16 protein-coding genes and 3 tRNA genes are annotated in these 14,672 nt (G+C 49.2%); 14 read left to right on the top strand and 5 right to left on the bottom strand.

Annotated elements, in window-relative coordinates; all coding sequences use genetic code 11:
• Positions 1-137: 137 nt before the first annotated feature.
• From OCT58_RS08545 to OCT58_RS08565, 5 genes are all read left to right on the top strand, one after another.
• On the top strand, positions 138-737 hold the full coding sequence (locus tag OCT58_RS08545; RefSeq protein ID WP_305069130.1) for a hypothetical protein: 600 nt from the start codon (positions 138-140) through the stop codon (positions 735-737).
• A gap of 65 nt (positions 738-802) precedes the next feature.
• A complete protein-coding gene (rbsR, locus tag OCT58_RS08550) occupies positions 803-1,840 on the top strand; it encodes a ribose utilization transcriptional repressor RbsR (protein WP_267202449.1) in 1,038 nt (345 codons plus the stop codon).
• Positions 1,841-1,926: 86 nt separating this feature from the next.
• Positions 1,927-2,151 carry a hypothetical protein gene (locus OCT58_RS08555; protein ID WP_267202450.1) on the top strand — a complete coding sequence of 75 codons (225 nt, stop codon included), beginning with the start codon at positions 1,927-1,929 and terminating at the stop codon, positions 2,149-2,151.
• On the top strand, positions 2,144-2,818 hold the full coding sequence (locus tag OCT58_RS08560; RefSeq protein ID WP_267202451.1) for a CPBP family intramembrane glutamic endopeptidase: 675 nt from the start codon (positions 2,144-2,146) through the stop codon (positions 2,816-2,818). The genes OCT58_RS08555 and OCT58_RS08560 overlap by 8 nt, the downstream gene beginning before the upstream one ends.
• A 382-nt stretch (positions 2,819-3,200) precedes the next feature.
• A complete protein-coding gene (locus OCT58_RS08565; RefSeq protein WP_267202452.1) occupies positions 3,201-3,494 on the top strand; it encodes a heavy metal-binding domain-containing protein in 294 nt (97 codons plus the stop codon).
• 67 nt (positions 3,495-3,561) lie between these two features.
• Here the strand turns inward: OCT58_RS08565 and OCT58_RS08570 are convergent.
• Positions 3,562-3,632 (bottom strand) — tRNA-Gly (locus OCT58_RS08570).
• Between the two features lie 46 nt (positions 3,633-3,678).
• Positions 3,679-4,017, bottom strand: a complete 339-nt coding sequence (locus OCT58_RS08575) for a hypothetical protein (protein ID WP_267202453.1) — start codon at positions 4,015-4,017, stop codon at positions 3,679-3,681.
• A 140-nt stretch (positions 4,018-4,157) separates the two neighbouring features.
• Here OCT58_RS08575 and OCT58_RS08580 point away from each other — a divergent pair, with 140 nt between their 5' ends.
• From OCT58_RS08580 to OCT58_RS08595, 4 genes are all read left to right on the top strand, one after another.
• Positions 4,158-4,493 (top strand): hypothetical protein, encoded by a 336-nt coding sequence (locus OCT58_RS08580; RefSeq protein ID WP_267202454.1) that lies wholly within the window; start codon positions 4,158-4,160, stop codon positions 4,491-4,493.
• A 94-nt stretch (positions 4,494-4,587) separates the two neighbouring features.
• Positions 4,588-4,671, top strand: a tRNA-Leu gene (locus OCT58_RS08585).
• A gap of 42 nt (positions 4,672-4,713) precedes the next feature.
• Positions 4,714-4,797, top strand: a tRNA-Leu gene (locus tag OCT58_RS08590).
• Positions 4,798-5,333: 536 nt separating this feature from the next.
• A complete protein-coding gene (locus OCT58_RS08595; RefSeq protein WP_267202455.1) occupies positions 5,334-5,696 on the top strand; it encodes a transporter in 363 nt (120 codons plus the stop codon).
• A 74-nt stretch (positions 5,697-5,770) separates the two neighbouring features.
• Here the strand turns inward: OCT58_RS08595 and OCT58_RS08600 are convergent, their stop codons facing one another.
• Together OCT58_RS08600 and thiD are read right to left on the bottom strand one after the other, a co-directional pair.
• On the bottom strand, positions 5,771-6,706 hold the full coding sequence (locus tag OCT58_RS08600; protein ID WP_267202456.1) for an L-lactate dehydrogenase: 936 nt from the start codon (positions 6,704-6,706) through the stop codon (positions 5,771-5,773).
• A gap of 13 nt (positions 6,707-6,719) precedes the next feature.
• The gene (thiD, locus tag OCT58_RS08605; RefSeq protein ID WP_267202457.1) at positions 6,720-7,532 is read right to left on the bottom strand and encodes a bifunctional hydroxymethylpyrimidine kinase/phosphomethylpyrimidine kinase; all 813 of its coding nucleotides are present in this window, start codon (positions 7,530-7,532) and stop codon (positions 6,720-6,722) included.
• 341 nt (positions 7,533-7,873) lie between these two features.
• Between thiD and argS the strand changes: the two genes are divergently transcribed.
• A complete protein-coding gene (argS, locus tag OCT58_RS08610) occupies positions 7,874-9,574 on the top strand; it encodes an arginine--tRNA ligase (RefSeq protein ID WP_267202458.1) in 1,701 nt (566 codons plus the stop codon).
• Positions 9,575-9,684: 110 nt separating this feature from the next.
• On the opposite strand, the gene hpt is transcribed toward argS, so the two are convergent.
• Positions 9,685-10,221 carry a hypoxanthine phosphoribosyltransferase gene (gene hpt, locus OCT58_RS08615; RefSeq protein ID WP_267202459.1) on the bottom strand — a complete coding sequence of 179 codons (537 nt, stop codon included), beginning with the start codon at positions 10,219-10,221 and terminating at the stop codon, positions 9,685-9,687.
• Positions 10,222-10,480: 259 nt separating this feature from the next.
• Between hpt and OCT58_RS08620 the strand changes: the two genes are divergently transcribed.
• The 4 genes from OCT58_RS08620 (at position 10,481) to OCT58_RS08635 (ending at position 14,188) form a co-directional block, all read left to right on the top strand.
• Positions 10,481-12,643, top strand: a complete 2,163-nt coding sequence (locus OCT58_RS08620; RefSeq protein WP_267202460.1) for a PBP1A family penicillin-binding protein — start codon at positions 10,481-10,483, stop codon at positions 12,641-12,643.
• Between the two features lie 62 nt (positions 12,644-12,705).
• Positions 12,706-13,077, top strand: a complete 372-nt coding sequence (locus OCT58_RS08625) for a YlbF family regulator (RefSeq protein WP_267202461.1) — start codon at positions 12,706-12,708, stop codon at positions 13,075-13,077.
• Positions 13,077-13,205 (top strand): hypothetical protein, encoded by a 129-nt coding sequence (locus tag OCT58_RS08630; protein ID WP_267202462.1) that lies wholly within the window; start codon positions 13,077-13,079, stop codon positions 13,203-13,205. Before OCT58_RS08625 ends, OCT58_RS08630 begins: the two co-directional genes overlap by 1 nt.
• Before the next feature lie 38 nt (positions 13,206-13,243).
• Positions 13,244-14,188, top strand: coding sequence for a peptidylprolyl isomerase (locus tag OCT58_RS08635; protein ID WP_267202463.1), 945 nt, complete (start codon positions 13,244-13,246; stop codon positions 14,186-14,188).
• The last annotated feature ends 484 nt before the right edge of the window (positions 14,189-14,672 follow it).

The following is a 14,672-nucleotide window of genomic DNA, read 5'->3' on the forward strand; positions in this document are numbered from 1 at the left end:
AGAATTTAACCTATACCAGTTGACCAAAGCCAATGATAATTAGAGGTTATCATGCGGTGACCAGAAAACAAGTTGTATAGTAGCAAAATCCGAAAGGATATATTTATAGAATACGAGGAGGATAATTTGTGGAAAAAATGACCCAGAATCAGGTCCGCGAACAGCTTGCCATTGCTAAACAGCAGGGAACTTTAATTGAGGTTCATAACCTTCCCGATGATGACTATTTTAACGTCGGCTTTGTAGTCGGGCTGGATCCGACCTTTTGCATGCTGATCAGCATCGATTGGGATGGCAAAATCAACGGCTTGATTGTGATTCGCGTGGCCAGTATTCTCTACACGGCGCGTGGGACCGACTACCTGCTCACCGTGTCAGAAAAGACCAAAGTTGCTCACCGTTACCACTATTTCGATACCTGGCAGGTTCAGCGGTTCTTAGACCAACACCCGGCGATTACGCAGGGCAATCTTTTACAAAACGTTCTCCAGGACTCCTTCAACCACGATTTACCGGTGGTAATCGGCACGCGGAAGTACAAGGGGAGTGACGACTTTGTGGGGCGGCTGACCGAACTCGATCGAATCCAACTAACCATGCACTATTTTAACGAACACGACTTGTCTTCGCTTTGGGAATACTCCGTTCTGCTAGCCCAGGTGGACTATGTTCGAACTCGTGGTGCCCAGGCGGCCACTGGTCAACAGATTTTACAAGATCTTTTTCCCGAAGACTGATTGAATCGCGGCGCTGAATAATATAAAGTTATTACTAGAAAATAAAAGTTGGGTGAGGTTCGAAAATGGGGAAAAAAGTAACGATTCGTGACATTGCGCGGCTGGCCGGCGTTTCGGTGACCACGGTTTCACAGATTCTAAATGGGAAGGGAGCCCGCTTTAGTAAGGAGACGCAAAATCGCGTCTTGAAATTGCGGGATCAATATGGCTACGTGCCGGACTTCAATGCCCGGAGTCTAATCCTTCGCAAGTCGTCGAGCATGATCGGGGTGCTGGTGCCGGACATCAGCAGCCCCTTTTTCGGAACCTTTGTGAAGGGGGTCCAGCAGGTTGCCCAGCATGAAAAGATGATTCCATTGATTTTCAGTGCCAACCGGGACCCGGAATTGGAGCAGAGCTACCTCTCGCAAATGATCTCCCGGTCAATTGACGGGCTGATCATCGCCAGTGTGACGATGACGACGGCGACCATCGACCGGTTGATTGGCAATCGCGATATTCCGTACATCCTGTTTGATAAGAATTACGCGCAGCAAGGGACCCGGGTCTTGACGGATGACTATCGTGGCGGCAGCCTGGCCGCGCAACATCTGGTTGATCTAGGTCACCAACGCCTGGTGGTTTTGCGCCCGCAGCAGCAGAGTGAGAACTTTACCCAACGACTGAAGGGATTCTATGACACCCTGGAGAAAAACGATATCCACTTGGACCAAGAACGCGATGTTGTCATTGAACCGCTGAGTCGCCCCGGCGGCTATGCAGCCACGGCGGCGGTCTTAAAGAGTGATGCTACGGCGGTTTTTGCCGGCAATGACGACATGGCGATCGGCTTATTGCGGGGACTGGCTGAACGCGGGGTTAAGGTCCCACAGCAGCTGTCGGTCATGGGGTATGACGATATCTATATGGATGAGTATGTTTCGCCACGGTTGACGACGGTTCGGCAGCCAATCCTCGACCTAGGGGCCGGTGCCGCTAAATTATTGCTCAGTAAGATTCACGATGAGCACGCCACCGAACAAGTTCGGCGCTTTCCGGTTGAGCTGGTGGTGCGGGATAGCACTACGGTGCCGCGCCAAGAGCAATTAATTAAGTTTGATTAAGGAACGGTGGACGCAGCCCGGGCAAGGATTGCGTTCACTTTTGTTTTCGAGTACACTGAATGGAAAAAACGAGGTTTACCAAAATAATGAAAGCTGAATACCTGATCAAAATTCTTGTTCCGACCTTTCTAATCTTTGCGCTCCTGGTGTGGCTGACGATTGCTCACATCATTACAGGCTTTTGGATGTACTTGTTGTGGATTGCCGGCTTTGTTGTCGCCAACCTCTGGGTGACCCGGGTGACGGCCCAGCGGAGCTATCGACGACTGAAAAAGAAGCGGGAGGCGGAAAAGAAGAAGGAAAATGAATAAGCTTGGCAATATTTTTAATTTTCTGTACCGGTGTGGAATTATGCTGATCCTGTTTTTGCTGATTCAACTACCACCGGTCGCCATCAGCATTGCCAATCGACACCCGAACAATCTCTGGTTGACGGTTTTGCTCTTGGCAATTTTTCTGATGCTATTTGGCTTTATCATTGGCTGGGCACAGCGGATTTATCATTGTTATCTACAGCGACCAATGCAGCAGGGAATCCGGCCCGGGATGATTATCGGCGGCTACCTGGTCCTTTTGGTCGGAATGAGCGTGCTGGGACAGTTAAACCAGTTAATCTACCACCAAGCTCAAACGGCCAACAATCAGGCGATTGCATCCATGCTCAATCACAATCAGTTGGCCACAATTGTTTTTGCGATCTCAGCTTGCACGCTGACGCCGGTGGCCGAGGAATTGATCTTTCGGGGGGTGCTGACTAACCTATTTTTCCGCGCAGACCGCTTCTGGCCCAAGATTATTTTGTCGGGGCTCGTTTTTTCTTGTGCTCACATTAGCACTAATGTGATTAGCTTTGCGACATACTGCTTCATGGGGATGGTCCTAGCATATGTTTATCGACGGTCAGGGGATCTACGAAATTCGATTGGTCTCCACGCCCTCAACAATATTGTTGCGATCGCGATGCTCTTAAAAATTTAAAAAATGCTTGTAATCGCTTCCATGAAATGGTATATTAAAGACGTGGAAGGAAAGAAGAAAAAAAGAGGCCATGATCCGTCATGGAATCCTCCCACTGATGAAGCGCCGAAGGAAGTTATGGAGTAGGCAGAAGCAACGCAAGTGTGACCAGAAACATCGTTTAAAGTTAGAATTCAAAATATTCTGTAATCAGGTCACCGGGGTGCACTTCAGCAGGGGTTATATAAATGCGACTTTGCGGAAGTTTAGAATCAAAGAGAATGGTAATGTAATTAGTTCCAGTGCAAAGTGGCAAGATTCCTTCCGTAAGTTATTGAAAAGGAACCAGATCAGTTGATCCGGTTCCTTTTGTTATATAGTGAATTACAAGGAAGTGAAGAAAATGTTCTTATCAACCGAGGCCTTTCCCCAGGCACATCGCATTTTAGGAATTGTCAATGCGACTAGTCACCTAATGCTGCCGAGCGAGGCGATCGATGCCTTTGAATCGTTTGACCAGCTCTATGGGGCCGTTGAGGAGAAGCTGAAGGAACGTGCCGCTGCCAAGGGGGCCGACGGGGTAGTGAACGTTCGCTTTAATACGACGGTAGCCAACGTACAGGTGGCGCCAAAGTTTTTGGTCGTGACCGGCTACGGGACTATAATTCAATTGATTAATCGCAAAAAGGTGGATTAGGGATTGAACCTAATCCACCTTCATTTTAGGCATGAAAAAAGGTGAAGCAATTTGCTTCACCTGATAAAGCGGGTAACGAGAATCGAACTCGCGACGCAACCTTGGGAAGGTTGAGTTTTACCACTAAACTATACCCGCATAACTAGCTCAAATAACTTACTAAGCTAGTATATAACGTTTTGAACTATTTGTCAGCCTTTTTTGTGGATTTCTTTTGAGTTTTTTTCTTGGTTGTCTTGGACTTGCTTGCCCGGGCCTTCTTGGCAGGGGCTTTCTTGCTTTCCTCGTCCTCATCCGTGTCTTTTTCTTCACGCGGCACTGCCTTGATCATTTTGGCTTCCTTTTGCCGAATAACAGCACGACCGTTTAGTTCGTTCACACCGCTCTTGTCTGCCGGATCAAAATCCTGGATGGAAACCATGATGGAGTTATTATAAACTTTTTCGACGACGCCAGTGAAGTCATGATCCATGGGACCGAACTTCTTTCCCTTAACAACGTCACCAATTTCGAAATCAGCCACTAAGTCTCACCTCATTATGTAGTTATAATCGTCCGTAATACCGGTATACTTTACACTGTTTTATTAATTTTTTCAAGTGTGAAGCTTGCTGGCGTTGGCAATCCAAGAATGATAAAATTAACCTTGAGGAGGTGGCCACGATGCTGAGAATGATCGCGATCATAATGGTGGTGTTATTAATTATTGCTAATCACTTTGGCAGCCGGGCAAAGAAAGAAAAGATCGTCAGTAACTGGCTGGTGATTGCCCGGATTTGTTTCTTCGTGTTGCTGACGGTGGCGATCGTTCATTTTATTTTGACCCTCTCAGCATACTGGTGGCTGAAACTGATCGGGATTATCTATCTGATCCTGGTTGATATTCTAATGGAGACAAACTTCCGTTTGAAGCGGGAGACCTTTGGCGACCCGAACCGCGCTTACGGAGTGACGGTTGCATTGGTCGTGGCACTGCTGGTAATTATTGGTTGGTTTTAGAAAAATAAATTTTTTCAAAAAAGTGCTTGCTTTTTTCTGGAGATTAGATATAATTAATATCGTTGCTTAGGTGAGCAACTTAATTAAATGAATTGCCCCAGTGGCGGAACTGGCAGACGCGCAACGTTCAGGTCGTTGTATGGGTTTCCATGTACAGGTTCGAATCCTGTCTGGGGCATTCATCGGTAGCAATGCTGATGTAAAATTAATTGAATAGATTGCCCCAGTGGCGGAACTGGCAGACGCGCAACGTTCAGGTCGTTGTATGGATTTCCATGTACAGGTTCGAATCCTGTCTGGGGCATAATTACAGAGCAACCCGGAATAATAGAAAAGCACAAACCCTTGACATTAAAGGATTTGTGCTTTTTCTTAGTTATGGAGAATCACAGAAAATAATAAAGTCTGCACACATCCTGCACACATTAAATTCGACTTTGTGAAAAAAGTTAAGCGCACCTAACATTTCACAAGCTACTCAAAGCAGTGATGATCTGATCATCAGTGTGCTCTTTGTATAAGTCGATCAAACATGCATAGGTGTTCATCATCGTGGCAATGTCATTATGCCCCAGTGATAGCATATGTTAGTTTCTTGGCTTGGCAACATGGTTGTGGCAAAGAGAAAAATAAAAGAGGTTGGTACGCCAATACTTTATTAACTTGGCCTCTGGTTGCATCTGTCTGGAGTTTTTATATTTAACTAGTCACGGCTTATAGAAGAATTTGCTTGGCAAAAAACTTTGTGAAGGAATAACTATTTACTGAGAATAGTCTATCAGTAGTTCTTGTCCAAAACCTGACGACACTAAAAGCTGATTATTGGGAGGTATTTTTTGTATGAAGTTAAAGATAAACATGTGGACTGGGATTTTTGACATTATTAATTGTGTCTTATTTTGTATCTCATGGTTTGTTATTTTTGGGACCGCTGTTTCTGATGCAACAAGTGGTGGAAATGCGACAAGTGGGGCTGCCGCATTTTTTTATTTGATGGCTTGGATTGGTGTCGTATTGAATATTGTTGCTTTGGTTAAATCTAAGAAGGCTGGAATCTCCTTAGTAGGGCCTATTTTAGGCATCATCGGTAGCGCACTTTTTGGGATCACTGCCGCTATGGCTTTTCCCGCTCTGGTTGTGTTAATTGTTGCAACGGTATTTACAATGCTTCAACATCCAGCAAAAATTAATGATAATCAATAACTTTTTTTTGTCCGATTAACATTAAAGATGTTAAAAACTGAATAAGAAAAAGCGGCCGTCAAGCCGCTTTTTCTTTACTCAATTTTATCAAGCACCGCCTGCATCGCGGTGGCCGATTGGACCATCTTGGCGTGTTCCTCGGGGGTCAGTGGATACTCGATTACCTGGCCGATCCCCTGACTGTTGATCACGGCCGGGGAACCGAGGTAGAGATCATGGATCCCGTATTGACCCTCCAGTGGTGCCGAGATCGGCAGGACGACGTTCCGGTTTTCAATGATTGCACTGGTGATGTAGGCCAGGCACTTGGCAACCCCGTAAAAGGTGGCGCCCTTGTTGCCGATGATCTTGCCACCAGCCTGGTGAACATCGTCTTCGATTCGGTCCTTGTCCTCTTGGCTGAGCTGAACCCGCTCAGTCAGGGGCTTGCCATTAATAGTGATTTCGTTGAAGGCGGCAAAGGAGGTGTCACCGTGCTCGCCGAGGATCTGGGCATCGACCGCGTTGACCGACAGCTGGAGGCGATGGGCGAGCAGGACCCGCAGGCGCATCGAATCCAGCGAGGTTCCCGTCCCGATGACCCGTTCCTTGGGGAAGCCACTGAGCTTCTGCGTGAGGGTCGTCAGGATGTCGACCGGGTTGCTGGAGATTACGAAAACCCCCTTAAAGCCGCTGGCGACGACCGGTTCAACAATTGACTTGAGGATGGCCACATTTTTATTTACCAAGTCGAGTCGTGACTCACCGGGCTTGCGAGCTACCCCGGCAGTAATTACGACCACGTCCGCGTTGGCCGCATCGGCGTATTCACCGGCTTGGACACGTACCGGGCTGGTCAATGGGGTAATGTCGGCCAGGTCGCCGGCGTCCCCGGTGGCCTTTTGCTTGTTGCGATCGACAATTACCAGGTCATCGATCTCGTGGGTCGACTGGAGCAGCGCAAAGGCAAAGGCCGAACCAACTGCTCCGTCACCAACGAGAACGACTTTATGGGTATATTCATCAAGCATCAAACTCAGCTCCTTACTTTAACTCTTTTTGTGCGGCCCAGTGATTGATTGGGCCAAAGCGGTGTCCGGCATCCAGCGGGTGGGCGATAGCGGCGTGAACCGCGTCCTTGGCCCGGCTAACTGCTTTATAGACACCATTTCCCTTGGCAAGTTCGGCAGCGATGATCGCAGAAAAACTATCGCCGGTTCCATTGAGCCGGGTGGTCGAAATAAAGGGCTTGGTGAGCCAGAAATGACTGCCGTCCTCAAGTAAGACCAGGTCAACCACATTCTCCTGCTGCTCCTGGTGGTGGGCACCTTTAACGACAACGTTTTTCGCACCCAGTGCCTGCAGTTTCTTGGCTGCCTTCAACTGGTCGGCTCGACTGTTAATAGTCATTTCTGCCAGCTTCTGGGCCTCGAAGAAGTTCGGCGTGATGACGGTAGCCAGGGGGATGATTCGCTCGCGAAAACGTTCGTAGGCGGATTGTTCCAGCAGCATGGCCCCGTGTTTGGTGATGATCACCGGGTCGACAACCAGGGGGCCGAAATCTTCTTCGCGGTAGTGGTCAGCGACGACGTCAATCACCGCGTCGTTGGCCAGCATTCCCGTCTTGGCCGCGCGAATATCAAAATCACGGGCCAGTTGTTTGAACTGTTCGGCGATAAAATCGACTGGCATGACCTGCTGGGCGGTAATGTCATAAGAGTTTCCGGCGACAGCGGCGGTCAGGATGCCGTGACCGTAGACCCCGTCCGCAAAGAAGGCGTGGAGGTCGGCTGGCATCCCGGCACTGCCGTCGCAGTCGTGACCGGCAATCGTGAGGGCCTGAATTGTTTCCTGCATCTTCACATCATCCTTTCATGAGATCTTAATAATTAATTTTAGCATATCCCCGGATAATGGTAATTATTAAGGCAAAATTTCTTGTAATTAGGTTAAAGTTTGTTATAATAAATCAGTGTTAAAGCCAATGACCGGGGAGTAGTAGTGATCCGGCACTTGACAGCGACCCTTTAGTGGTGTGAGGAAGGGACCTGCCGATCACGAAAGCGTGCCTCGCAGGCGTAGTTTAATAATCAAGAGTGGAATTTCTCATTCAATTAGAGTGGTACCGCGGGAATAATCTCGTCTCTAGTAAGTTACGTGCTTATTAGGGACGTTTTTTGATACAAGGAGGAATATTAATGGACGAAAAGCAAAAAGTTGCAAACGCACTGGCGCAGGCATTGCCGGACATGGATGTTGCTGAAATTGAAGACAAGATTGAACGGCCAAAGGATGCAAAGAACGGGGACTATGCTTTCCCAACCTTCTTCCTGGCTAAGACCTTGCACAAGGCACCCCAGATGATTGCCCAGGAACTGGTCAAGAAGATCGACATGCAGGGCTTCGACAAGGTTGTCGTCGCTGGTCCTTACATTAACTTCTTCCTGGACAAGGCGGAAGTCGGTTCCGACATCTTAAAGGAAATCTTGAATGATCCCGAAAATTACGGGAACCAGGACCTGGGTCACCACGCCAACGTGACGATTGACTACTCCTCACCAAACATTGCCAAGCCAATGGGGGTTGGTCACCTGCGTTCCACGATGATCGGTGAAGCCGTTGCCCGGATTTTGGAAAAGGTCAACTACAACCTGATCCGGATCGACTACCTTGGTGACTGGGGTACCCAGTTCGGGAAGATGATGGCGGCCTACAAGATGTGGGGTGACCAGCCGGAGATCCAAAAGGGCTTAAAGGAAGACCCAATTGACACCCTGGTTAAGCTCTACGTTAAGATTAACACCGAAGCCGACGAACACCCTGAATACACCGATATGGGTCGTGAATGGTTCGCTAAGCTGGAACACGGGGATGAAGAAGCATGGCGGCTTTGGCACTGGTTCCGGGAGATGTCACTTCAGCGGTTCCAACGGGTTTACGACATGCTGAATGTGCAGTTCGACTCCTTCAATGGTGAAGCTTTCTCTGCTCAGAAGATGGAAGAACCAATCCAACTGCTCCGTGACAAGGGGCTGCTGAAGGAAAGCCGGGGGGCTCAGATTGTTGACCTCGACAAGTACAAGCTGCCACCATTGCTGATTATTAAGTCCAACGGGACGACGACCTACATCACCCGTGACCTGGCCACGGCCCTTTACCGGAAGCGTATGTACGGTCACGCCAAGTCCCTCTACGTGGTTGGTGCCGACCAGGAAACCTACTTCCGTCAATTACGGATGGCCCTGAAGGAAATGGGTTTCAACTGGTGGGACCAGATTACCCACATCTCATTTGGGCTGATGAACCTGAACGGGAGCAAGATGTCAACGCGGCGGGGGAATGTTGTTTCCCTGGAAGACGTGCTGAATGATTCTATCGACCTGGCACGGAAGCAAATTGCCGAAAAGAACCCTGACCTGAAGAACGCCGACGAGGTTGCCAAGCAGGTTGGTGTTGGGGCCGTGATCTTCCATGACTTGAAGAACTACCGGCGGAACTCCGTCAACTTCAAGCTGGAAGACGTTGTCAAATTCGAAGGGGAAACTGGTCCCTACGTTCAATACGCTCGTGCCCGGGCTGAGAGTATCCTGCGGAAGGGCGGCATCCGGGACTTCAGCGATGTTGACCTGACCAAGGTTGGCGATTCCGCTTGGGACCTGATCAGCTTCCTGAGCCAGTACGGCGAAGCCATCAAGCGGGCAGCCGACAACTACGACCCATCCGTTGTTGCCAAGTACGCCCTGGAACTGGCTAAGAAGTTCAACCAGTACTACGCCCACACCCGGATCCTCGACGAAGATGAAGGGCAACAGGCACGGCTGGCCCTGACCCAGGCCGTCAGCGATGTTCTGAAGTCCGCATTGAATCTGCTGGATGTTCAGGCACCAGACGAAATGTAATTTTAAGTCAAAACAAAAACGGTTGGCACCAAGTAGCGCCAGCCGTTTTTTGATACATCAAAAAGGCTCACCGACTGGAAATTTTCCAGCAGGCGAGCCTTTGTACGTCATTATTGCTCGTAAACACTCCGTTTAAGGATCCCCACGTAAGGCAGGTTACGATAAAGATTGTTGTAGTCCAGGCCATAGCCGACGAGGAATTCGTTTGGCGTCTTAAAGCCCACGTAGTCACCGTCAATTTCGACTTCCCGCCGCTCGGGCTTATCGAGCAGGGCGCAGACTTCCACGCTCTTGGCGCCGCGATCTTTCAGCAGCTGGACCAGGTAAGCAAGGGTGCGGCCGGTGTCGATGATGTCCTCCATGACAAGGACGGGGCGACCAGCGACGTTGGATTTTAAATCCTGAACCAGCTCTACCTCGCCGGTTGAATTGGCGCCGGCATAGCTGGAAACGTCGACCAGATCAACGTTGAGCTTAAAGTTGAGCCGCTTCAGCATGTCGCTGGTAAAGATCATGGCACCAGTCAAAACCGAAACGACAATTGGGAATTGGTCCTGATATTTGGCGGTCAATTCGGTTGCCAATTCGTCCTCACGCTGCTCGATTTGGTCTTGGCTGATTAAAATGCGTTCAATGTCGTTATTCATTTAATTTCTTCCTCTTTGTTTGATTAATCGTCAACAACGATTTCCTTATTAACGTTCAGATTTTACCACATAATCACCCAAAAATTAAGATGGAAATTAATTATTTTTAAACTTGTTGATTTTAATGTTCGGGTTTTGCAAATGAGCGTCCTGCTGTTCGGAAAGGGAAAAGATTGGTAAAAACTGTCCAAAAGTTATGGTGCGGGCAGTGGATTATGCTAAAATGACAATCAGTCAACAATGAACGGAGAAAAATAGAATGAAGCGTGAACCGCAAAAAACACCTTTTAAAGAACAAGCAAAAGCGTGGCTGAAGGCGGCCTGGGCACGCATCTGGGCGGGAACGAAAAGAGTTAGCCGGCGGGTGCGAAATTGGACCCGCCGCTTCTGGCACCGTTATCAGCTGACCAGGTGGATTATTGTTGTTTTACTGGCGGCCTTTCTGGTGATGAGCATTCACCTCACCTTTGTGGCCAAGACGGCCGACGTTGGCAACCTGAAGAATCGCCTGGAGCGGACAACCATCATTTACGACCGCAACAAGAAATCGGCCGGGAGCCTTTACGCCCAGAAAGGAACCTACGTGAGCCTCAGCAAGATTTCTAAGAACGTGCCGGATGCCGTCCTCTCGACTGAGGACCGCAACTTTTACCACGAGCACGGTTTCTCAGTCAAGGGGCTTGGACGGGCGGCCTTCTTGCTTGTCCGCAACAAACTCTTTCACCGGGATTACATCTCTGGTGGGGGAAGTACCCTAACTCAGCAGCTGGTTAAAAATGCCTTTTTGACTCAGCAGCAGACCTTTTCGCGCAAGGCCAAGGAGATTTTCATTGCTATTGAGGTGGAAAACCAGTACAGCAAGCGCGATATCCTAACGATGTACCTCAACAACGCCTACTTCGGTCACGGCGTCTGGGGGGTTCAAGACGCGGCCAAGCGTTACTTTAACGAGGATGCCAGCGAGCTGACGGTTCCCCAGGCTGCTACCTTGGCGGGGATGCTGACCTCACCGGGAATTTATGACCCGATCGAACACCCGGCGGCTACCAAGCAACGCCGGAACCTGGTTCTGCAGTTGATGGTGGAAAACAACAAACTGACGCAGACGGAGGCCAACCGCTATAAGCAGACGGCGCTGAGCGTGACGAATGGCTATGTGCCAAACGATACTTACAAGTACCCGTACTTCTTCGACGCGGTTATTTCCGAGGCCGAGAGTAAATATGGGATCTCTGAAAAGGACATGATGAATGACGGCTACAAGGTTTACACAACCTTGGATCAGGATCAGCAGCGTTCGATGCAACAGACCTACGATGACGATGACAACTTCCCGGCGGACTCAGCCGACGGAACTAAGGTCCAGTCGGCGTCGATTGCCATGGACCCGAAGACCGGTGGGGTGACCGCCGTCGTTGGTGGCCGGGGCAAGCACGTTTTCCGGGGCTTCAACCGGGCAACGCAAATTCGCCGGCAACCGGGTTCAACGATTAAACCAATTGTTGTCTATGCGCCGGCGTTGGAACACGGCTACTTCTACGACTCGACGCTCCAGGACAAGAAGCAGTCGTACGGGACCAATAACTACACGCCGAAGAACTACGATGATACCTACAGCGGCAGCGTGCCGATGTACAAGGCCCTCTATGAGAGTCTAAATGCCCCGGCCGTTTGGCTGCTCAACAAGATCGGGGTCAACCAGGGCTACCAGATGGCCAAGAAATTTGGTTTGCCGGTGGAAAAGGGCGATAAGAACCTGGCATTGGCCCTCGGTGGAATGACTAAGGGGGTTTCACCGCAACAACTGGCCCGCGCCTACGCAACCTTTGACAATGAGGGGCAGATGCCAACGGCTCACTACATCACGAAGATTGAGGATGCCTCCGGACGGGTGATTGCCCAGAATAAAGGGACCAAGACCAAGCACGTCATTTCGGCCAAGACGGCCCGGGAGATGACCAGCATGCTGATCGGGGTTTACGAACACGGGACGGGTGAATCCGCTAAGCCAAGCGGCTATACCGTTGCCGGAAAGACCGGGACTACCAATTCTGGGGTCAAGGGGGACGAGTCCAACGACCGGGACAAGTGGATCGTCGGGTACACGCCGGATGTAGTAGTTGCCACCTGGGAAGGTTACGATGATACCAACAAGGGGCACGTCCTAAACGACATCACCGAGCGCAGTATTAACGCCCTCTTCAAAAACGAGCTGACCGGAATCCTCGACAACACGCCGGGAACCAAATTCACGGTCAAGGACGCCCAGACCCGGGCCACAAGTAAGACGAAGAGCAAGTCCAGCGGTTGGAAGTCACTCTTCAATAATGATGGCGACATGCTTAACCAATTCAACCAATCGGTTAACAACTTCGGCAACAAGGCCAAGCAGTGGTGGAGCGGCGTGAAATCCCTATTTTGATTAGGGCCGCAAACATGATACAATTACAAAGACTTAAGTAGTAGAAAAGGAGATTTCTAGTCATGGTTGTAAATATTTACGATACGGCGAACGAAATGAGTCGCCAGTTGGTTGAAACCCAAGAATTCCTCGGCCTGAAGAAGGCTTTCAACGAATTGAAGGAAGACAAGGAAGCTTTCGAATCCTTCAAGAAGTTCCAAACGATGCAGGCAACTGCCCAGCGCAAGCAGATGCAGGGACAAAACCCAACCGACGATGAGATCAAGGCAATCCAAACTCTGGCCAAGGAAATCAGTGGCAAGAAGGCGGTTCAGAATCTGATGAACAATGAACGGCAGGTTGACCAGATGCTCCAACAGCTGAACAAGACCATTACCTCGCCACTGCAAGACCTGTACAGCGACATCATGCCACAAGGTCCGGAAGACAAGTAATGGCGTTAACTAAACTGGAAGAACGGTTGCGGCCGATCTTCCAGTTTTTAATTTTTTATGAAAATGCCCTTAACATTTCCTTGTCGGTGCTGGACCAGACGGTGAAGTGTGGTATATTGGATGGGTGATACTTTTCGAAAAAAATATTTTTAAGGGATGTGTTTTCTTGAAATCCAAAAAGTTATTAGCAATCGTTGCTGGGGTGGCACTGATGATGCCGCTGGCAGCCTGTGGTAACAAGGCCGTTGCGACGACGAGCGGTGGTAAGATCACCGAGAGTGAATATTACAGTAGCATGAAGCAGACTAGCCAAGGGAAGCAGGTCTTACAGCAGATGATCTTGGACAAGGTCCTGCAAAAGGAATACGGCAGCAAGGTTTCCGACAAGCAGGTCAACGCCCAGTACAACAGTTACAAGTCACAGTACGGGTCACAATTTAGCACCGTTCTGCAGCAAAACGGCCTGACGGAAAAGACCTTGAAGCAACAGATCAAGTCCAACCTTCTGCTTCAGGCAGCGGTTCGTGACTACTCCCACATCACCAACAAGCAGATCAACAAGCAGTGGAAGAAGTACCAACCAAAGGTTAAGACGGCTGAGATCCTGGTTGGTTCGAAGTCCGAAGCGCAAGACATCATCGATCAGCTGAACAACTCGGATAACAAGTACAAGACCTTCAAGAAGCTGGCGAAGTCCAAGTCCACCGACTCTTCCAACAAGAACAACGGTGGGAAGGTTGCGGCCTTCGACAACACCGACACGCAACTTGACTCTGCCTACAAGAAGGCGGCCTTCAAGCTGAAGACTGGTGAATACACCACGACGCCAGTGAAGACCGACGATGGCTACCAGGTCATTTACATGATCGAACACCCGGCTAAGGGGAAGAAGAGCCAGCATATCAGTGGCCTGCGGAACCAGATTGTTCAGCAAAACATGAACAATAGCACCTTCCTGCACAAGGTGGTTTCCAACGTCCTGAAGAAGGGGAACGTTTCCATCAAGGATAACGACGAAAAGAACATCCTGGACGATTACCTCAACTCCAACAGCACCACGAACGGTAGCCTGGGCACGAGTTCAACGTCCAACTCTTCCAGCAGCAACTAATCTTGCTGTGGAGAAAAGCCACAATAGAACCATAATTTTTAAAAGCAGCACTTGCCAACTTTGGTGAGCGCGGCTTTTTGAACGTTATCATATGAAAGAAGTTCCATATTGCACGAAACTAATTCAACACTTCCCGCGGTTCAGTTGATTTGCGACCGCTGCGTAAAAGACGCTCCCCAGCGCGAATTGATCACAAATCGTGCCCTTTAGCATCGATTCTATTATAAATTTAGTGATGGAAAAACCAATGTCATTAAGTTAAGCTATTGACATTTGGGATACCAAAAGAGTGAGCCTTTATTTACACAATTTGTGTGAATGAAGGCTCACTCTTTGCTTTAAACAGCGTTGCTTTTTAAAATTGGCAGATTGCAAGAAATAACTTGAACGAATTTAATGACGTAAATTAAGCAGGAAGATCTCGATTGGTGTGCGCCAGTTAAGACATTTAAGTGGCCGGGAATTCAGATACCAATTGATTTGA

Source organism: Limosilactobacillus kribbianus, assembly GCF_026413145.1.
Lineage (GTDB): Bacteria > Bacillota > Bacilli > Lactobacillales > Lactobacillaceae > Limosilactobacillus > Limosilactobacillus kribbianus.

Bases quoted from the DNA above. Each gene is read 5' to 3' on its own strand.
- OCT58_RS08545 (WP_305069130.1), top strand. From the start codon at position 138: ATGACCCAGAATCAGGTCCGCGAACAGCTTGCCATTGCTAAACAGCAG.
- rbsR (WP_267202449.1), top strand. From the start codon at position 803: ATGGGGAAAAAAGTAACGATTCGTGACATTGCGCGGCTGGCCGGCGTT.
- OCT58_RS08555 (WP_267202450.1), top strand. From the start codon at position 1,927: ATGAAAGCTGAATACCTGATCAAAATTCTTGTTCCGACCTTTCTAATC.
- OCT58_RS08560 (WP_267202451.1), top strand. From the start codon at position 2,144: ATGAATAAGCTTGGCAATATTTTTAATTTTCTGTACCGGTGTGGAATT.
- OCT58_RS08565 (WP_267202452.1), top strand. From the start codon at position 3,201: ATGTTCTTATCAACCGAGGCCTTTCCCCAGGCACATCGCATTTTAGGA.
- OCT58_RS08580 (WP_267202454.1), top strand. From the start codon at position 4,158: ATGCTGAGAATGATCGCGATCATAATGGTGGTGTTATTAATTATTGCT.
- OCT58_RS08595 (WP_267202455.1), top strand. From the start codon at position 5,334: ATGAAGTTAAAGATAAACATGTGGACTGGGATTTTTGACATTATTAAT.
- OCT58_RS08600 (WP_267202456.1), bottom strand. From the start codon at position 6,706: ATGCTTGATGAATATACCCATAAAGTCGTTCTCGTTGGTGACGGAGCA.
- thiD (WP_267202457.1), bottom strand. From the start codon at position 7,532: ATGCAGGAAACAATTCAGGCCCTCACGATTGCCGGTCACGACTGCGAC.
- argS (WP_267202458.1), top strand. From the start codon at position 7,874: ATGGACGAAAAGCAAAAAGTTGCAAACGCACTGGCGCAGGCATTGCCG.
- hpt (WP_267202459.1), bottom strand. From the start codon at position 10,221: ATGAATAACGACATTGAACGCATTTTAATCAGCCAAGACCAAATCGAG.
- OCT58_RS08620 (WP_267202460.1), top strand. From the start codon at position 10,481: ATGAAGCGTGAACCGCAAAAAACACCTTTTAAAGAACAAGCAAAAGCG.
- OCT58_RS08625 (WP_267202461.1), top strand. From the start codon at position 12,706: ATGGTTGTAAATATTTACGATACGGCGAACGAAATGAGTCGCCAGTTG.
- OCT58_RS08630 (WP_267202462.1), top strand. From the start codon at position 13,077: ATGGCGTTAACTAAACTGGAAGAACGGTTGCGGCCGATCTTCCAGTTT.